Below are 15,375 nucleotides of genomic sequence, written 5' to 3'. Positions count from 1 at the left end.
ACGTCGCGAAGTTTCTCAGAAGCAGCGACGAGAAGGAGCTGCGTGAGCTTCCTATTCGGCCGAAGGCCGCGGTTTTGTATATTTTTGCGAGGAGGGATAGCTTCTTTTGATATATTTTGCCAAAGCGGAGCTTTGGCGACTATATCCGTGCCTTCTTCGAGCGTCAGCGAGGAAGAAGGGGAACCGCTTGCGGTGGATATTCAGTCAGATAACAAGGAAGGGTAAATAAGAGAGACTTTAAAGGGAGGCTTTCTGCCTATTAAGAATCCGCCAAACTGGCTGCCCGCACGGGTGTACTAACCACTTGTCCACTGGCCACTACCCACTCTTTACAATAAGTTCAGCAGCGTATCCACATCTTCTTCCCGCGTGGACCAGCTGGTTACGAAGCGGACAACCATATGTTCGGCGTCTTTGCGTTCCCAGTTTTCAAAGTCGACCTTTTCGTGCAGTGCCTTGGCTTGTTCATTCCCCAGAATGACAAACTGCTGGTTCGTCGGGGAGTCGATATGGAAGGAATATCCTTTGTCTGCCAGACCTTTTTTCAGCTTCATGGCAAGATTGATGCCGCGCTGCCCCAGGCGGACATAGAGATTATCCGTAAAAAGCGTATCAAACTGTTCGGCCGTGACAAAGCCTTTTGCCGGCATAGCACCGCGCTGTCTGGCGTGAGTCGGGAAGAAATCGGGCATGCCTTTCGGGAAGACAATGGCTTCACCGAAGAGGGCTCCGACCTTGGTACCGCCGACATAGAATACGTCGCAGAGGCGGCCCAGATCTTTTAGCGTGATGTCATTTTCTTTGGCAGCAAGGGCGTAGCCGAGGCGGGCGCCGTCCAAAAAGAGCGGCAGATGATATTTGTCGCAGACCTTGCGCAGTGCTTCCAGTTCTTTTTTGGTATAAAGGCTGCCGTATTCGGTAGGATGGGAGACATAGACCATACCGGGCTGAACCATCTGCCAGTAGCTGTCGCCGGCATAGAATTCTTCAAGATACGCTTCCAGTTCAGCCGCATCGACTTTATCGCTGCGGCTCGGCATCGTCAGCACCTTGTGGCCGGAAGCTTCGATGGAGCCGGCTTCATGGCAGTTGACGTGGGCACTTTGGGCACCGATGACACCCTGGTAAGTCTTCAGGTAAGCCGAGATGACAATGGCGTTGGCCTGCGTGCCGCCTTCGGAGAAATATACGTTTCCTCCGGGTGCACCGGCTGCCTCAAGAATCTTCCGGGCAGCTTCTTTCGTGATTTCATCGTTGCCATAGCCCAGATGGGGGTGCATGTTTTCTTTGGCGAGGCGGTCCAGGACTTCAGGGGCACAGCCGCAGTTGTAGTCATTGGCAAAAAATGGTTTCATGGTAATTTCTCCTTTTCTCTGATTTATCTTGGTTTACTTACAAATAGCATCGCGGACGCGGACAAATTCAGCGACCGCCGCATCGATATCTTCTTTTGTGGTCCGGTAGGAGCAGACACTGAGACGAATGGCGGGAACGCCGTTCCAATCGGCACCGCTGCACCAGCAGACGCCGCTCTTCTGGATGCCTGCAAGAACCGCCTTGGTCTCCCTCGGCGTGCTGCAGCGGATAACGCCTTGGTTGAAGCAGGGCGGAGCTCCCAGAATAAAACCGGCCTTTTCAAGGCTATGGGCAAAATAGGCTGCATTGTCACACAGCCTGTCCACGAGCGCGGCCACGCCTTCGTGACCAAGCTGCTTTAGGACAGCCCACAGCACGACGGCACGGGCGCGGCGGGACATTTCGGTGGTATACTGCATGCCGTCCCGCTGTTTGCTGTAGGTAAAGTAAGAACCATTTGCCTGCAGGGCGCGGACCAGGGCCTCCCTGCTGCGGCAGAGGACAATGCCGCAGTCATAGCCGGCATTCAGGGTTTTATGGGCGTCAAGAGACCATGAATCAGCCAGCTCTATACCTTCAGTCAAATGCTTTTGCCTTGGAGAAGCGGCTGCCCACAGTCCGAAGGCTCCGTCAATATGGACCCAGGCATTGGCCTTGCGGGCTTTGGCACAGAGTGTCCTGAAATTATCAAAATGGCCGCCCGTCACGTTGGCTGCCTGGAGGATCAGCAAGGTGTGAGAATCAAGTGCCGGTACTTCGTTTGGAATAATGGCGCCGGTATCATCGCAGGGTACCACTTCAACTTCATCCTGACCGATGCCCAGAACGGAAAGTGCGGCTTTTACGGCCGAATGAGCGCCGGCGCCCATGATGATACGAATTGGCGGTGCCTGGCGCAGCCCCTTTTGGTACACATCATAGTCCTGACGGCGCAGCAGCTCGCACCGGGCCGCGGCAAGTGCGCAGATGATGGCGTTGGAAGAACCGGTCACAAGGCCCATGGCGGTACCTTTTGGCAGTCCCAGGAGTGCTGTCATCCATTTTTCGCACTGGTCTTCCAGCTTGGATACAACAGGCGACATCACATAAGTGGCCCCGTTCTGGTTCCACGTGTCGACCACCCACTGAGCGGCCAGCGCCACGGGGAGAAGACCTCCGTTCACAAAGCCGAAGAAACGTCTTCCGAGCAGATTCGCAGTATTGGGCGCTCCGTAGGCATTCAGTTCTTCGATGACTCTCTCGGCGTCGGTGCCGTTTTCAGGCAGCGTTTCTTCAAATTTTTTGAGCAGCGCCAGGGAATCTTCTGTGGGAAACGGCGGGCGCGCATCGGCGTTTTTCACATAATCGCGGCAGAGCTCAGCCGTCCGGTTCAGCAGTCTTTCAGTTTTCTGATCCATGAGGTATCTCCTTTCCTAAGCTTGTGGGGCAGGCCATTAACGCGTAATGATTGCCGTTGAAATCAAAAGTACCGACTTCTGTCATATGCCCTTTTCTGACATGGGCGGCATAGGAGCGGTGGTTGATCTTGTTGATAAACGTCGTCATGACGGGGAACCTGTCTGCCATGGAGGCGAGGGAGGCATAGAACACTTTTTCAAAAACACCCTTGCCGCGGTACGCCTTGGCTACGCAGATGGGGCCGTATTGATAGGTGTTTTCTTCCGTCAGCTTCCTGCCGTCAAAACTAGACTGCTCCAGCTTATCGAGCATCACCAGGAACATGGGCCAGGCCTTCCAGAAGGACCAGGGCGCTGCCATGGCGAAGGCGACAACCTGTCCTTGGTCAACGGCTATGGTAATGCCTTTTTCGCGGGTAATCAGTGCTTCAAGCTGCTCTTCTGTCAGCTGGGTCGTAACAAAACCGTCTTTTTTATCTTCTTCTGCAATCGTCGAGATGTGATTGGCACGCAGCAGGGCGCGGATGCCGGCCTTGTGGCTTAAATCGGCAGTCAGAATTTCCATCGTGTACGGCTCCTTTCGGTAATTTTCGTTGAATGAATTGTATCATTAAACGGCACAGATAGGACGGATTATATTGTGTGCCGCACAATAAAGTTGCAGGGTCAGTACCATTGTGCGGGGAGATGCGTTGGGTGGATGACGGGCTGCGGAATGTGGAAGGCGTATTTCTCCACTTCAATGCAGCGAAAAGAAAAAAATCGCTGCAAAAGTGCAACGCAAATGCAACGAAAAAATTTGCGTTGCATTTGCGGTTTACGTAAATCATTTTTTTGAATAACAATGCGCATATCATTGGATCCTTTTTATTGGCTTGCGAAAACTTCCGCAAGTTTACTCAATTCTTCACCAAAATAAGTGAAATGATTTTACTAAAACTCAAAATAAGTGAAATAATACGGGAAATTAATGAAATGATTTCACTAAAAAACCAAAATAAGTGAAATGATGTGTGAAATTAGTGAAATGTTTTCACTAAAAACGCAAAATAAGTGAAATGATGCGGGAAATTAGTGAAATCATTTCACTAAAAACCAAAATAAGTAAAATGATGCGGGAAATTAGTGAAATGATTTCACTAAAATCAAAAATAAGTGAAATGAGACGGAAAATTAGAGAAATAATTTCGCTAAAAACACAAAATAAGTGAAATCATGAAGCAAATTTTATAAAAACTAGTTAATCCAGTCTTCGACAAAAGGGGCATCTTCCTTCGCAAAGCGGAGTCGAAGAAAAAGAAGCTATCCCTCCATCGCAAGCGTCACCGCTTCCTTACGTCAGCGCTGACTGCGATTCTCCTCCTTCCGAAGCCGCCACGATTGGGGCGGCTTGGAAGAAGGTACCCCGTAGCCAAACCTCCTGACGTCGGTTTGCCTTAAAAAATATAAAAAGATTGCTGCGTATATTCTTTAGGGACCTTCCTCGACGTCGCTGCGCGACATTGAGGAAGGGGGCCCGCTTGCGGGGGATGATGACCATCTTATTATTTTTTTACTAAATTTTTAGCCTTTCTCTGGTTATAAAAGTACTAATGGAAATTTCAGCAGCTACATTGCCCTCTTGGTTTTTATCAAAAAAAACAAGAGGGCTGGTGTTTTTGGTTGTTCAAGGCCAAATTGCTTTGGCAATTTGGCTTCCACGGGCGGACGGCGGGCTGCGGACGACGGAAAGCGTTATTTTTATGCAGCATAAAAGAAAAAATTACTGCCGCTGTACCGGCCTTCAGCAGGCCTTGAAAAATTTGTACAATATGCCACATAAATATCACTTTTTCTGAGGTGCTTTTTCTTGTGAAACACCGGCCAAACTGATATAATGAAGCGTAACGCCGTTAATTAGGGAGGAGTCGCAATGCGTCGTCAGCGTCTGGGCATTATGGGAGGTACTTTTGATCCCATTCATAATGGTCATTTGATGATTGCTGAAGCGGCCGCAAAGGCACTGCACCTTGACCGCGTGCTCTTTATTCCCGATTACATTCCGCCGCATAAGGCAGCCGGCTCCACGCCGGGCGGTGACAGACTGGCCATGACCATCCTGGCAGTGGCGGACAATCCGCTGTTCCTGCCTTCCGATATGGAACTGCGCCGGAAGGGACCTTCTTATACGTATGACACGATGCGCATCCTGTATCGGCGCTGGCATCGTTTTTACGATTTGTTTTTTATCATCGGCGGGGATTCCGCTGAACAGTTAGCCACCTGGTACCGTATCCGCGATACGATGAAGTTTTGTACGTTCGCGGCAGTGGGCCGGCCGGGATATGCTGAACACCGTGACGCGGTCACGAAGTATCTGGCCCGCAGGGGACTCAAGAAATTTATTTGGGTAGATGCCGGAGAGATGGATATTTCTTCGACGGAAATCCGCAGACGCCTGGCGGCAGGAGAATCTGTCGACGGGATGATGCCCAAGGCAGTAGTGGACTATATCAGACAGAGAGACCTCTACCGTCGGTAGGGTTCTCTGTTTTTTTATTTTTAGGGAGTGAAAGAAGAACATGGATCTTGATACCATGGAGAAAAAACTGGAAAAATCGCTGCAGCCGAAGCGTTTTCATCACTGCACGGCTGTGCGGGATACGGCCATCATTCTGGCCAAACGCTATGGCGCCGATGTAGAGAAGGCTGCCATTGCCGGTCTGATTCACGATTGTGCCCGCAAGATTCCGACAAAGGACTTCATTGAGGTCTGCACGAAACTTGGTATTCCTATGGATGATGTGGAACGCCATCAGCCCATCCTGCTGCACGCCAAGCTCGGTGTGCATTTTGCCAAAGAAGATTTTGGCGTCACCGATCCCGAAATCCTGGATGCCATCCGCTACCATACAACGGGAAAGGCTCACATGAGCCTTCTGGACAAGGTTATCTATCTGGCGGATCTTCTGGAACCGCACCGCGATTTTGCGACCGTGGACGATATGCGGAAACAGGCGGAAAAGAGCCTGGACGGAACGCTGCTTTCCGCCTACGAGAACACGATGAACTATCTGCTTGGTCAGGACCTGCTGATCCATCCGGACTGCCTGGCAGGCTACAACGAACTTGTCATGCAGCGGCTGGATAAGAAAAAGGAGTAACAAGTTTCATGAGCGATAACGAAGAAAAACCCAAAAAGGAACGACGTCTCCGCAAGGGCCGCGTATTCCTTCTGATTGTGGCTATTGTAGCTATTTTCTGCGCCGGCGCAATTGCCGGGATGGCACTCTATGATCAATTCACCGCGAGCCGGCAAAAGACGACTACTACGGCGGCTCAGGAAGAAAAAGTCACGGATGAGACTTTGGATAAGCGTATCAACGTCCTGCTCCTTGGTAAGGACGACGGCGAAAGCGAAGTCATGAACGACCCCACCGTGCCGAAGCGGACGGACTCCATGATGGTTGTCAGCTTCGACCCGGAGAAGAAACACGTTTCCATCGTCGGACTGCCGCGTGATACGCGGGTCACGATTCCCGGACGGCGAGGACACGATAAAATCAATGCGGCCTACGCCTACGGCGGGACCAAAAAGGCTATGCAGACCGTTTCCAACCTGCTTCAGATTCCGATTCACCACTACATGGTGGTGGACTGGCAGGGCTTCATCAAGGTTATTGATATGCTCGGCGGTGTAGATTTGTACATCGACCGCAACATGGACTATGAAGATCCCTATGCGGATCTCAAGATTCACCTGAAAAAAGGATATCAGCATCTGGACGGCGAAAAATCCGGCGAATATGTCCGCTTCCGTCATGATGAGATGGGCGATATCGGCCGTGTTGAACGGCAGCAGAAGTTTATGAAAGCCTTGGCGAGCCAGTTCTTTACGGTAAAGAACATGGTGAAGCTGCCTATGATCATCAAGACTGCCCTCGATTACGTGGATACAGATATGGACATCATGACGATGATCCGTGCCGGCAACTGCTTCCGCGTCTTTGGGGATAACGCCATCCAGTCCAAAATGCTCTATGGTGATTTCAAGACCATCGATGACATCAGCTACTGGTATACGACACCGTCACAGGTGGAAAAGACACTGAACGAACTGGGGATTCCCCACAAACCGATTAAACAAATCTGATTCAAAATGCTGCACAGCAACCTCTGGTCGTGCAGCATTTTCATAAAACGGAAACAACAATTTTCAGGAACAAGTAAGGAGTGGTCGAATGACTTCAAAAGAATTGGCGAACAAGATTGCGGCCGCAGCCGCGGACAAAAAAGCACGGGATATCCTGCTCCTTAACATGCAGGGATTGTCTCCCGTTACGGATTATTTTGTGATTTGCTCGGCACAGAGCTCCACACAGGTGCGGGCTATTGCCGATGGCATTGAAGATAAGCTGGCGGAAGCCGGCAAACTGCCTGCTCATAAAGAAGGCTATACCGAAGGTAACTGGATCCTTATGGATTACGGCGACTGCGTGGCTCATGTTTTCCGGGAAAGTGAACGTGATTTTTACAACCTGGAGCAGCTGTGGGCGGATGCACCGTCTGAAAGTTTTGCAGAAAGTGAAAAGGAATGAGAAATTTTAAGGAACCGGCAAGTGTCAAGACCGTGGGAGGACACCGGGTCGGGGATGTCTGCACGCTAAAGGTGGTCCGCATGAACGACCAGGGCGCTTTTCTGGATGCGGGGACGGGCAATACGTCCGATGATATCCTGCTCCACAAGCATCAGCAGACAAGCCCGGTAGCTATCGGTGACGAAGTCAAGGTGCAGCTGTACCTCGACTCCAAGGACCGCATCACCGCGAGTATGAAGCTGCCGAAGATGCGGGAAGGTCAGATCGGCTATGTGAAAGTGCTCTCTGTCAACCGGCAAGGCGGATTCGTGGATATCGGCGCTGAGCGCGGCGTCTTCCTGCCCTACAGCGAAATGCGGGGCCATGTGTCTCCGGGACAGCTCGTCTGGGTCAAACTCTATCGGGACAAATCAGGCCGTCAGGCGGTGACCATGCGCGTTGAAGAAGAAATGGAACGGGCTGCCGTACCGGCAAAGAACGTCAAAATCGGCGACATGCTGACCGGTACCGTTTATAATATCCTGAAAGATGGCTTCTTTATCCTCACGAAGGAACGCTATATCGGCTTTATTCATCGTAATCAGGTCGAAGGCGGGCGCCTGGACTTCGGGCAAAAAGTTACGGGCCGTGTGACCTACGTCCGTGATGACGGACACGTCGATATGTCCCTTCGTCCCGTGAAGGAAAAAGCTATGGATATCGACGCGGAGCGCATCCTGACGCTGCTGCAGAAACGTCATGGCACCATGCCCTATTCCGACGATACGCCTCCTGAAATTATCAAAGACGTTTTTGATATTTCCAAGGCCGCGTTCAAACGGGCCCTGGGACGCCTTATGAAGGAAGGAAAAATCGAACAGAAAGACGGCTGGACGAGCCTGACGGAAAAAGGTAAAGTGAAAAGTGAATAAAGCACTTTGGATCGGTTATTTTGCTTATTGCTGCGAATAACAGTATAGGTAAAGTAACCGATTTTATGTGTTTGAGGTAGGTAGCAGACAGCCGTTAGCAGATAGCTGCCGATAGCGGAAGGCTATAAATGCACTTTTAGCTTTTGGCGTTTGGCATTTAGCCCGTCTGCAGCAGTGTGGTAAGGCTTTCGATTCAAATAAAATAATAAAAGCCTGAAATTTAGCAGATAACCTAAATTTCAAGCTATATTTTTATAAGTTTGTAGAAAAATGCCCTGGCAATTTTTCCTCCACGAGCGCCCTGCGACCCGCGGCAAAGGAAGATGTGAAAAATGAAATTTCATTTTTCACATCTTCCTTTGCTATTTCGGCGAACGACAGGTCTAAAAATAGGCAGGAACAGCGACTTATAAGGCATAGCTAGACGATACCATAAGTAAAAAATTGTGCCATACTAGGGGTGTACAGCGGCCGAAAAGAATCTGAAGACTGGAGACCGGATGATTCAGTACGCCAGTCTGTACGAAGATTTTATCGCTTTTGTCATTCCCGTTATGATGACGGGATCTGGTTTGTGGGAGAAACCGGTTCAATGACAAAAGAGAAGCAAAGTAGTGCAGGGTAAGTAGGAAAAATAGGGAAAAAAGAGGGGCATCTTGCGATGCCCCGCCGGAAGATCCATCGTCCCTTGTTCCCATTTATGAAAGCAGGCACATTTAACGTGTCTGGTTTTATAAGTGAGAACAGGGGGCGATTTTATATTAATTAAACCAAACCGTCAGGTTTGGTATTCCTCTATAACCTCCTTCCACGTAGTCGGAAGGAGGGGGCCCGCTTGGCGCGCGATAGGAAGCAAATCGGAAACGGTTTACCGGAATTAGATAAGTGATTGTTTGCTCTAATCTTCTTCAAGAATCCGCCAAGGCAGATGCCCGTAGGAATGTACTAACCACTTTTTTTATCTTTCTTTCTCTAGATTTTACATAAAATCGGCACGAACTGCATAATTAACTGCTTTTACTGCTTAGTTTTATTAATTAAGGGCAATAAAATACCCTTAATTACAGACGTATTTTAAATTTTGTTATTTAATTTCTAATTGAAAACAATAAGGATTATTGCCTACAAATCCATTCTAATAAAGAAAATAATGCATAAGAAAATGGCAAACAAGTACAAAAATTTTCTTACAATTTTGTTGATTTTTAAGAATTGTAGAATTATAATAAAATCATAATAAAAACCACATTATGTTAAATGTGATGAAGCCTAAGGACAGTTGTGATAGTTTCACAAACATATCTCGGAGCTTCTTCATAGAAATAAAATCAACTGCTTCTCTCAGTGCTTTTGTTAGCCAGCAAAGGCAGTAAAAGAAGCGGCGGGGAAGAATTTTAAAACGGAGATGACACATTGTGGTAAAAAAGAATATGATATTGAAAGCGGCTGTATTGGCTAGTTTAATGGCAATCCCTGAGATGGCATGGGCTGGAGAATCAGCTAGTTATGGTACTCAAGTTGCTGGTGCAGGAACGACGATTGTCTTAGGAGATTCAGACACGGAAGAAATTACTGTTGCTGGTGTCGGCGATGATGGCTTGAGAGCCATTAAGGGTCATATTGTGGTTACGGCTAAGACTGTCAACATCAGTACGGACGTTGATGATACCAGTTGCTCCGCTATCTGGGCTCAAAACAATACTGAACTGCCAACTGCTCCGGAGGGAGCTGGGTCCGTTATGGTAACAGGAGATACTGTAAATATTACATCTAATAAGAAGGCAATAACAGCTTACTCCAACAGTCAGGTTAATATTAGCGGCGACTTAACCTTGGATGCTGATATTGCGATTGAAGCTCGTGGTTATGCTACGGTAAATATTAATACGGACGGAGAACATTCCTCGGTTATTAATGGCGACGTTGTATTCGAAACCCCGAACCAGGAAGGCGGCAGCAGTGCAGGCAGTGGCGAAATCATTAATGCCTATGTCAATCTGAACCTTACGGGCGAGAATTCCGTGTGGAACGGCCGGTCTTATGAAATGTATAAAGAGGAAGGCGCTACCGAGGAAACAGAGCACTTATTCGGAGATGACTACTACGGTCATGTGAGCGGCCTTTCCCTGACGATGCGCGATGGCGCTACGTGGAACGCGACTGGCAATAACATCATGAATAACCTGGATGCGGAAGACAGTACTATCAACGTGAAGGATGGTACGGAGTACGTGTATGTCGGTACGGCAACACTTACTAATTCCACGGCAAATATCAATGCCGACGGTGCCAGCCTCAGCATTGACAAACTGGAAGGCACAGATTCTGTAATCAATATTAATGGCGATAAGGCAAAACTTTATTCTGAAAACGATGTGTCTTTGACAGGCGGCAGTGTAAACCTTAACGGCGAAGGAGCTGCGGCTGAATCTAAGAACCTGACCCTTGACGGCACGCAGATTAACGGTGTCGGCGATAGTGCTGTACTCAAAGCAGACACGATTACGCTGAAAAATGGCAGCGTCAACTTGGAAGGTACTAATGCCAGAATTGAAGCAACCGATGTGGAGACCGATAACAGCACGCTTACTTTTGATGGGAAAAATGCGGTTATTGAAGCCGATGAACTCGACATGACGGACAGCACGATGAACTTCAATGAAAGCGGCGCCGCCTTTACTACCGGTTCTGTTGCTCTGAACAACAGCACGATTAACTTTAATGGTGCCGATAATGCGCTTACAGCCGATGAATTAACCTTGAATGATAGTACCTTAAACTTCAACACGACTACCCAAAATATCACAGTTAATAAACTTTCCGGTACGTCCGGCGTTGTCAACACAAGCAGCCTTGATAACCACATTACAGTCGGCGAAAGTACGATTGGTGATCTGACGATTCATGGTACCAGCAATATTTCTGATGCTATTGCTTCGGACCGCAGCAACGCTCAGAAACTCGCTGCCGTAGTTTCCGATACCAATAATAATTCTGTTGCGGATCGGATTACGACGGATGAAGGTGTCATCTCCGGTGCTTATAACTTTGATGTGGTTGGCGGTCAGGTAGTCTGGAACAACAATTCCTATACCCCGAACCAGACGAACGTCGGTATTGCAGCTCTCTCCGCAATGAACCTCATGACCTGGCGTCAGGAAAATAACGATATGAATAAACGTCTCGGTGAACTCCGCGACAGCGAAGGACAGCAGGGCGTATGGGCCAGAATGGTTCGCGGCGAAGCCAAATACGGCCTCAGAAATATGAAGAACCAGTACAACTACTATCAAGTAGGTTATGATCACAAGATTGGTAAAAACTGGACCCTCGGTGCCGCCTACAGCAAGACCGACGGGACGACGAGCTTCAGCCGCGGCAATGCCGATAACGATCATGATGGATTTGCTATCTACGGATCCTGGCTGGGCGATGACGGCAGCTTCGTCGATTTAATCGGCAAGTACTCTCACCTTGATACGGACTACCATGTCAGCAGTGGTGCAGGCAGCGGTGATTACGACAACGATGCCTTCAGCTTCAGCGCTGAATATGGCAAGCGTTTCCATGGCAATAACGGTTTCTGGATCGAACCGCAGGTTGAATTGACCTATGGCACTGTGGACAGCGCTGACTATACGACGAAACGCGGCGTCAAAGTTCACCACGACAGCATGGACAGCTTTGTAGGCCGTCTGGGATTCTCCCTCGGCAAAGATATTAAACTCGGTCACATCTACGCAAGAGCTTCTTACCTCTATGACTTTGACGGTGAATCTGATGTAACTATGAGCTATAACGGCAGCAGAGTCAAGTACAGCGATGATATTGGCGGCGGCTGGTGGGAAGTTGGCATCGGTGCCAACCTGAACCTCAGTAAAGCAAGCCATCTGTACATCGACGTCGAAAAGACCTATGGCGGAGACGTTACAACGCCGTGGCAGTGGGGTATCGGTTATAGATGCAGCTTCTAATTGAAAAGACAATAAGAAAGACCTGAAATGATTTGATCATTTCGGGTCTTTTTTATTTGTTCAATTCAGTAAAAGAAAACAGCAGTGAATGATAGCTGATGATACAAAAAATCTTGGTTTTAATAGCCTCAAATCAATTACAACACACTTATACTTAATTAAGGGAAATAAATTACCCTTAATTATAGAAAACCTTTTATTCAATTTGTAATTGAAAACAATAAAAATTATTCGAGAAAAAGATGTTCTATATGATAAAATTACGCGTAAATAAGATAAAAAGTGTCTAAAAAAATTCACACTATTTCATTGATTTATATAATTTTCTGAATTATAATAATATCGCAAACAAAACCACAATATATTAAATATGGTGAAGCCAAGGAGCGTTCGTGATGGTTTCGTACCTTTTACGAGCGTGTACCGGGGTTTCTTCATATAAATAAGTTGTTTCTTTTGCTGCTTTTGCACGGCCGGCAAAAGCAGTGAAGGGAGCAGCGGGGAAAAATTATAAAAAGTGAGGATGACACACTGTGGTAAAAAAGAATATGGTATTGAAAGCGGCTGTGTTGGCAAGTTTAATGGCAATTCCTGGGATTGCCAGCGCTGGGTGGAGCAAAGTAGGCCCGATTACACAGGATGGCGAAACAGTTTCCGAGACAGTCAAGTATACTGAAGCTCACACAGTTGACGCTTCAGGAAGCACGATTTCCATTGGAACTTTCGAAGGAGCCGGTAGTGATCAGTACTCTGTACTTTCCGTAGGACAAGGAGGTTCTGCATCGATTACAGCTGGTTCCGTTACTTCAAAATTACTTGATGCGGAAAGTGGAGGTAAAATTAATATCAGTAGTACCGGTACCGTTTCTATCAGTACTAATGATGATGTTCTCCCCAGCGTGCGGGCCATTACCGGTGCAAATGTCACTATCAGTGCAAATACCATTAATATTTCAAACGATTCAAAGGATGATAGTTCGGGAGCAGTCTGGGCTCAGAACAATACTAGTGATGAAAAGGCTTCCGAAGATACTGCGTCTGTGAAGTTGACGGCGGACAAAATTAATATTACTTCTGCTAATCAAGGTATTGTCGCTTTATCTAATGGGCAGGTCAATATTAATGGTGATTTAAACTTGACAGCTCCCCTTGCGATTGATACGCGCGGCTATGCCACGACAAATATCAACACAGATGGAGCTCATTCTACGGTCATTAACGGGGACATCTTATTCGAAACACCTGATGACGCTGTAAGTGGTAAAATCATTAATGCTTATGTGAACCTTAATTTGACCGGCTCTGATTCTTCCTGGACTGGGCGTTCTTACATGAAAACCAGTTCCGGCGAGATTGCACCTCAATTGACTGAGGTCGATGACACTCATAAGGGTGGCGGATACCTAGCCTTGACCATGGCAGACGGAGCTATCTGGAATGATACGGGTGACTCCTTCGTTAATACGCTGACTGCGGACGCCAGCACGATCAATATTCAAAATGACGATTCCGACTTGGTTGCCGGTACCTTGGATATGACAAACGGCAGTACCTTGAATATGGCTGCTGACAACCAGAAATTGACAGTCAGTACGCTTTCTCTTGATGCCAGCACGATTAACCTGAACGGCGACAGCGATACTGTCGATGCGACGATTGATGCCACGAACGGCAGTACTGTCAATGTGAATGGTGACAGTGCGGCAATTACGGGTGTGGATGCTGCTTCCAGTACGGTCGATATCACAGGCAGCAATGACGAAGTCACTACGCTTACCCTTGCTGACAGCACGTTAAACGTCAGCAACAGCACTACGACACTTGATAACCTGACTTCCGATGACAGCACCATCAACGTAAATAACGATGGTACGTCTGTAACTTCCACTACGGCTGTACTGAACAATACGAACCTGAACCTCAACGGCGACAACCAGAAGGTTACGATCGGCACCCTGTCCGGTTCTGACACGACGGTCAATACCAACAGCCTGGACAACAAAGTCACAATCGGTACGGATAACAGCAGCAACCTGACGGTTCATGGTACCAGCGACATTGCCGATGCCATCACTACGGATCACAGCAATGCCCAGAAACTCGCTAATGTAGTTTCCGTTGGCAATTCTTCCGCAGCGGATAAGATTACGACGGATGAAGGCGTTATTTCCGGTGCGTATAACTTTGATGTGGTTAACGGTCAGGTCGTATGGAACAACAATTCCTACACGCCGAACCAGACGAACGTCGGCATTGCAGCTCTCTCCGCAATGAACCTCATGACCTGGCGTCAGGAAAATAACGACATGAATAAACGTCTCGGCGAACTCCGCGACAGCGAAGGACAGCAGGGCGTATGGGCCAGAATGGTTCGCGGTGAAGCTAAATACGGCCTCAGAAACATGAAGAACCAGTACAATTACTATCAAGTAGGTTATGACCACAAGATCGGTAAGAACTGGACCCTCGGCGCTGCTTACAGCAAGACCGACGGCACGACGAGCTTCAGCCGCGGCAATGCCGATAATGATCATGACGGATTTGCGATCTACGGATCCTGGCTGGGCGATGACGGCAGCTTCGTCGATTTAATCGGTAAGTATGCTCACATGGATACGGAATACCATGTAAACAGCGGCGCCGGCAGCGGTGATTACGACAACGATGCCTTCAGCTTCAGCGCTGAATATGGCAAGCGTTTCCATGGCAATAACGGTTTCTGGATCGAACCGCAGGTTGAATTGACCTATGGCACCGTGGATAGTGCTGACTACACGACGAAACGTGGCGTCAAAGTTCACCACGACAGCATGGACAGCTTTGTGGGACGCCTGGGCTTTGCTCTTGGCAAAGACGTCAAAGCCGGTCATCTCTATGCAAGAGCTTCTTACCTCTATGACTTTGACGGTGAATCTGATGTGACCATGAACTACAATGGCACCAGAGCAAAGTACAGCGATGATATTGGCGGCGGCTGGTGGGAAGTTGGCATCGGTGCCAACCTGAACCTCAGCAAGGCAAGCCATCTGTACATCGATGTCGAAAAAACCTATGGCGGAGACGTTACAACGCCGTGGCAGTGGGGTATCGGCTATAGATATAGCTTCTAACTAAGGTAATGCATTTTAGCTTCGCCCGCGTGCCGGCACCACTTCGGCTG

The 15,375-nt window shown here is 48.4% G+C and carries 11 protein-coding genes; 8 read left to right on the top strand and 3 right to left on the bottom strand.

What is annotated here, in order from left to right; all coding sequences use genetic code 11:
- Positions 1 to 329: 329 nt before the first annotated feature.
- From LKE33_01950 to LKE33_01940, 3 genes are read right to left on the bottom strand one after another with little or no spacing between them, the layout of a single operon-like run.
- Positions 330 to 1,355 carry an aminotransferase class I/II-fold pyridoxal phosphate-dependent enzyme gene (locus LKE33_01950; protein MCH3949689.1) on the bottom strand — a complete coding sequence of 342 codons (1,026 nt, stop codon included), beginning with the start codon at positions 1,353 to 1,355 and terminating at the stop codon, positions 330 to 332.
- 33 nt (positions 1,356 to 1,388) lie between these two features.
- Positions 1,389 to 2,753 (bottom strand): pyridoxal-dependent decarboxylase, encoded by a 1,365-nt coding sequence (locus LKE33_01945; protein ID MCH3949688.1) that lies wholly within the window; start codon positions 2,751 to 2,753, stop codon positions 1,389 to 1,391.
- Positions 2,737 to 3,318 carry a hypothetical protein gene (locus LKE33_01940; protein ID MCH3949687.1) on the bottom strand — a complete coding sequence of 194 codons (582 nt, stop codon included), beginning with the start codon at positions 3,316 to 3,318 and terminating at the stop codon, positions 2,737 to 2,739. Before LKE33_01940 ends, LKE33_01945 begins: the two co-directional genes overlap by 17 nt.
- Positions 3,319 to 4,345: 1,027 nt before the next feature.
- Here LKE33_01940 and LKE33_01935 point away from each other — a divergent pair.
- The 8 genes from LKE33_01935 (at position 4,346) to LKE33_01900 (ending at position 15,325) form a co-directional block, all read left to right on the top strand.
- Positions 4,346 to 4,591, top strand: a complete 246-nt coding sequence (locus LKE33_01935) for a hypothetical protein (protein MCH3949686.1) — start codon at positions 4,346 to 4,348, stop codon at positions 4,589 to 4,591.
- A gap of 74 nt (positions 4,592 to 4,665) precedes the next feature.
- Positions 4,666 to 5,274, top strand: a complete 609-nt coding sequence (nadD, locus tag LKE33_01930; GenBank protein ID MCH3949685.1) for a nicotinate-nucleotide adenylyltransferase — start codon at positions 4,666 to 4,668, stop codon at positions 5,272 to 5,274.
- 40 nt (positions 5,275 to 5,314) lie between these two features.
- Positions 5,315 to 5,896: a bis(5'-nucleosyl)-tetraphosphatase (symmetrical) YqeK gene (gene yqeK / locus LKE33_01925; protein ID MCH3949684.1), complete on the top strand. Its 582-nt coding sequence runs from the start codon at positions 5,315 to 5,317 to the stop codon at positions 5,894 to 5,896.
- Between the two features lie 8 nt (positions 5,897 to 5,904).
- Positions 5,905 to 6,885 carry an LCP family protein gene (locus tag LKE33_01920; protein MCH3949683.1) on the top strand — a complete coding sequence of 327 codons (981 nt, stop codon included), beginning with the start codon at positions 5,905 to 5,907 and terminating at the stop codon, positions 6,883 to 6,885.
- A gap of 88 nt (positions 6,886 to 6,973) precedes the next feature.
- On the top strand, positions 6,974 to 7,330 hold the full coding sequence (gene rsfS, locus LKE33_01915; GenBank protein MCH3949682.1) for a ribosome silencing factor: 357 nt from the start codon (positions 6,974 to 6,976) through the stop codon (positions 7,328 to 7,330).
- Positions 7,327 to 8,241, top strand: coding sequence for a S1-like domain-containing RNA-binding protein (locus tag LKE33_01910; protein MCH3949681.1), 915 nt, complete (start codon positions 7,327 to 7,329; stop codon positions 8,239 to 8,241). The genes rsfS and LKE33_01910 overlap by 4 nt, the downstream gene beginning before the upstream one ends.
- A gap of 1,415 nt (positions 8,242 to 9,656) precedes the next feature.
- Positions 9,657 to 12,215 carry an autotransporter outer membrane beta-barrel domain-containing protein gene (locus LKE33_01905; GenBank protein ID MCH3949680.1) on the top strand — a complete coding sequence of 853 codons (2,559 nt, stop codon included), beginning with the start codon at positions 9,657 to 9,659 and terminating at the stop codon, positions 12,213 to 12,215.
- Positions 12,216 to 12,748: 533 nt separating this feature from the next.
- Positions 12,749 to 15,325: an autotransporter outer membrane beta-barrel domain-containing protein gene (locus LKE33_01900; GenBank protein MCH3949679.1), complete on the top strand. Its 2,577-nt coding sequence runs from the start codon at positions 12,749 to 12,751 to the stop codon at positions 15,323 to 15,325.
- The last annotated feature ends 50 nt before the right edge of the window (positions 15,326 to 15,375 follow it).

Origin of the sequence: Acidaminococcus sp., from assembly GCA_022482815.1 — a bacterium.
Classification (GTDB): Bacteria; Bacillota; Negativicutes; order Acidaminococcales; family Acidaminococcaceae; genus Acidaminococcus.
Note: the sequence above shows the minus strand (reverse complement) of the source record. Positions and strands in the feature narration are given on the sequence as shown.

Coding starts and splice junctions, on each gene's coding strand:
- LKE33_01910 (MCH3949681.1), top strand. CDS start 7,327: ATGAGAAATTTTAAGGAACCGGCAAGTGTCAAGACCGTGGGAGGACAC.
- yqeK (MCH3949684.1), top strand. CDS start 5,315: ATGGATCTTGATACCATGGAGAAAAAACTGGAAAAATCGCTGCAGCCG.
- LKE33_01935 (MCH3949686.1), top strand. CDS start 4,346: ATGGAAATTTCAGCAGCTACATTGCCCTCTTGGTTTTTATCAAAAAAA.
- nadD (MCH3949685.1), top strand. CDS start 4,666: ATGCGTCGTCAGCGTCTGGGCATTATGGGAGGTACTTTTGATCCCATT.
- rsfS (MCH3949682.1), top strand. CDS start 6,974: ATGACTTCAAAAGAATTGGCGAACAAGATTGCGGCCGCAGCCGCGGAC.
- LKE33_01950 (MCH3949689.1), bottom strand. CDS start 1,355: ATGAAACCATTTTTTGCCAATGACTACAACTGCGGCTGTGCCCCTGAA.
- LKE33_01920 (MCH3949683.1), top strand. CDS start 5,905: ATGAGCGATAACGAAGAAAAACCCAAAAAGGAACGACGTCTCCGCAAG.
- LKE33_01945 (MCH3949688.1), bottom strand. CDS start 2,753: ATGGATCAGAAAACTGAAAGACTGCTGAACCGGACGGCTGAGCTCTGC.
- LKE33_01940 (MCH3949687.1), bottom strand. CDS start 3,318: ATGGAAATTCTGACTGCCGATTTAAGCCACAAGGCCGGCATCCGCGCC.